The following is a 3,417-nucleotide window of genomic DNA, read 5'->3' as shown; positions in this document are numbered from 1 at the left end:
GAACTCGGTCAGCCGAGGCTGATCACCTACACGCCGGTCGGAGCGGTCGCGGCGGCGGTCGAGGAAACCGGTCACGTCATCCAGCGCACCGGCCAGTTCCTGCAGCGCTTTGTTGTCGGGCGCGAAGACAAATGTCAGCTGGGCGGTCCGGTGAAGATCGCCGACATGGCGGGCAGGGCTGCGAAACTGGGATTCGAATGGCTGGTGCAGCTGGTTGCACTGCTATCCGTTGGCATCGGAATTCTGAACCTTTTGCCGATTCCCCCCCTCGACGGCGGTCACCTCTTGTTCTACGGGGTGGAGGCTGTCATTCGCCGTCCGGTGTCGGAACGGATGATGGAAATGGCCTATCGGGCCGGGTTGCTTCTGGTGCTGTGCTTCATGGGGTTCGTTTTTTGGAACGATCTGTTTGGGTGCTGAAATCATGAAGAAATTTGGCTTCTGCATGGACGATGTTGAGACGCCGTTTACCATGCAAGGGGATATGAGTGACGCGAAAGCCACGCCGCAGGGTTAAGTAAATACAAATTAACCAGAAGCCTTGCGTGTAGGGAAAATCCGGTTAATACGGTAGGGGAAATTACCGCACGTCCGGTTTTCTCGCCGTGGGGACTACGAGAAAAGGTTATTAAGCCCGATGAAGGCAGCATCCAAGTTTCTAAGCGCCGCGTCCGCGGTGACCCTGTCCGCGGCCATGGTCGTGCCAGGCGCGCTCGCAGTGCAGTTCGTTGCCACATCGGCGGCTGAAGCCGCTGTCGTCAGCAGAGTGGAAGTGAGCGGCAACCAGCGTATCGACGCTGAGACCATCCGCAATTACATCACCATCAAGCCGGGCAAGGCTTTCTCCAGTTCCGATATCGACGGTGCGGTCAAGGCACTGTTCGGAACTGGCCTGTTTTCGGACGTGCAGATCAACCAGGTCGGCTCGACGCTGGTGGTCAAGGTCGCCGAGTACCAGGTGGTCAACCAGGTGCTGTTCCAGAACAACAAGAAGCTCAAGGACAATGCACTTGCGGCGGCGGTGCAGCTGAAGCCGCGCGGAACGTTCTCGCAGGCGACGCTCGATGCCGACGTGGAATCGGTCAAGGCTGCATACAGGCGCATTGGTCGTGACGATGTGACCGTGACCACGCAGGTTATGCAGCTTGGCGACAATCGCGTAAACGTTGTCTTCAACATCGTTGAAGGCGATCGCACGCAGATCGCGGCGGTCAATTTCGTCGGCAACAGTGCCTATTCCAGCCGCCGCCTGGCGGATATCATCAATACCAAGCGCTCGTCCTGGCTTTCCTTCGTCCTGCGCGACGACGTCTATGACGATGACAAGCTGCGCGCGGACGAGGAGCTGCTGCGCCGCTTCTACTACAATCACGGCTATGCCGACTTCCAGGTCGTGTCTGCTGTCGGCGAGCTCGACAGCGCGACGAACAAGTACACGGTCACCATCACCGTCCAGGAAGGCGACCGCTACACGTTCGGTGATGTCAGCGTCGAGAGCTCGATCCCTGAAGTCGACGGCAAGTCGCTGGAATCGGTGATCGAGACCCATAAGGGTGACGTCTACAACGCCAAGAACGTCGAGGATTCCATCATCGCGCTGACCGAGAAGGTGGCCGGTTCCGGCTATGCCTTCGCGCAGGTCACGCCGCGCGGCGACCGGAATTTCGAGAACCACACCATTTCGGTCGTCTACACGATCGACCAGGGCACCAAGGCCTATATCGAGCGCATCGAGATCCGCGGCAACGATCGCACGCGTGACTATGTCATTCGCCGCGAGTTCGATGTCAGCGAAGGCGACGCCTTCAACCAGGTGCTCATCCAGCGCGCGAAGAAGCGCCTGGAAAACCTGAATTACTTTGAGAAAGTCGACATCTCGACCGTGCCGGGCTCGCAGCCTGACCAGGTCGTTCTGGTGGTCGATGTGGTCGAGAAATCGACCGGCGAGTTCTCGGTGGGCGCTGGTTATTCGACCGGTGGCGACACGGCCGGTCCGTCGGTCGAAGGATCGGTGACCGAGCGCAACTTCCTCGGTCGTGGCCAGTTCATCAAGCTGTCGGCGGGCGGCGGCAAGAATTCACGCGACTACAGCCTGTCCTTCACCGAGCCTTATTTCCTCGGACGGCGCATCGCCGCCGGCTTCGACATCTTCAAGTCGACCAGGGAATACGACAACTACGACAGCGATACCACGGGTGCGACGGTGCGCTTCGGTCTGCCGATCACCGACAGCATCTCGACCCAGTTGGCGTACAACATCTCGCAAGAGAAATATGAGCTGGATGACAGCTGCGATGCAAATGGCGACGGGGTTCCTGATCCCGGTTGCAGTGTTTCCACGGCTATCCTGGACGGCATCGAACAAAGCCCTTGGATCAAGTCGTCGGTCAGCCTCGGGCTGGTCTACAACACCATCGACGATATGAAGAGCCCGCACGAGGGTATCTATGCCACCACGACCGTGGAAGTCGCAGGCCTCGGTGGTGATGCCAAGTTCGTGAAAGTCACGGGCCGCGGCAGCATCTACCAGACGCTGTCGGAGCAGTACGACCTGGTCGGGCTCATTTCAGGTGGCGCTGGCCATGTTGAAGGATACGGCAGCGATGGTCTGCGGATTTTCGATCAGTTCCAGAGCACCGATCGCATGATCCGTGGCTTCGCCTATGGCGGCATCGGTCCTGTCGATACTGCTACTGGCGACCATCTCGGCGGCACGACCTATTTCAATGCGTCGGCAGAGGCCCAGTTCCCGCTCCCGGTCATTCCGGAGAGCTTTGGCTTGCGTGGCGCGGTCTTCGCGGACGCGGCAACGCTCTATGGAAGCAAGGTCGACACCGCTGGCGTCACTCAGGACTCGGTCGGCATGAAGTTGCGTGCCTCGGTCGGCCTCGGCCTGATGTGGGCATCGCCATTCGGTCCGATCCGTATCGACTATGCGATCCCGGTCAAGAAGGAAGCGCGCGACGACGTGCAGGAATTCAACTTCGGCATATCGACCCGCTTCTGATCGGCGGCCAACGATGCTCCCGGGTCCTCAGGGTCCGGGAGAAATGTTCCGACCTAGCTGGATATAGCTTCTGGAATGACCGATCCGGTGTTCTTCGCGCCATCACGCCGGTATACGGCGGGCGAAGTCGCGAATCTGACCGGCTCGGTGCTCGTCGATTCCGGCCACTCCGATATTTCGATCGAAGCACTCGCGCCTGCCAGCGAGGGCGGCGAGAATGCGCTCGTCTTTGTCGATGGCAAGCGTAATTCCGCGCTGATGCCGTCGCTGCGGGCAGCCGCGGTCCTGTGCCCGGCGGAATTTGCCGGCAAGGCGCCGGCAAGCGTTGCCGTTCTCATTCATCCGCGTCCGCAACAGGCCTTCGCGCTGATCGGGCGTCTGCTGTTTCCGAGGGCGGCGACACCAGGGCC

Annotated in this window: 3 protein-coding genes; all 3 read left to right on the top strand. The window is 60.0% G+C overall.

Annotated features, from left to right (window positions below):
- The coding region (locus tag EN906_RS27580) for an RIP metalloprotease (RefSeq protein ID WP_164777399.1) at positions 1–420 on the top strand (420 nt) is incomplete at its 5' end.
- Between the two features lie 217 nt (positions 421–637).
- The gene (gene bamA, locus EN906_RS27575; RefSeq protein ID WP_127268628.1) at positions 638–3,007 is read left to right on the top strand and encodes an outer membrane protein assembly factor BamA; all 2,370 of its coding nucleotides are present in this window, start codon (positions 638–640) and stop codon (positions 3,005–3,007) included.
- A 75-nt stretch (positions 3,008–3,082) separates the two neighbouring features.
- On the top strand, positions 3,083–3,417 hold a 335-nt coding region (locus EN906_RS27570; RefSeq protein WP_281060462.1), incomplete at its 3' end, for an LpxD N-terminal domain-containing protein.

The sequence above is a fragment of the Mesorhizobium sp. M7A.F.Ca.CA.004.06.1.1 genome, assembly GCF_003999135.1.
In the GTDB taxonomy this organism is placed as follows: Bacteria; Pseudomonadota; Alphaproteobacteria; order Rhizobiales; family Rhizobiaceae; genus Mesorhizobium.
This window is presented reverse-complemented; position numbering and strand designations above follow the sequence as displayed.

What these genes read in the sequence shown, in the direction of transcription:
- bamA (WP_127268628.1), top strand. Translation starts at nt 638, where the DNA reads ATGAAGGCAGCATCCAAGTTTCTAAGCGCCGCGTCCGCGGTGACCCTG.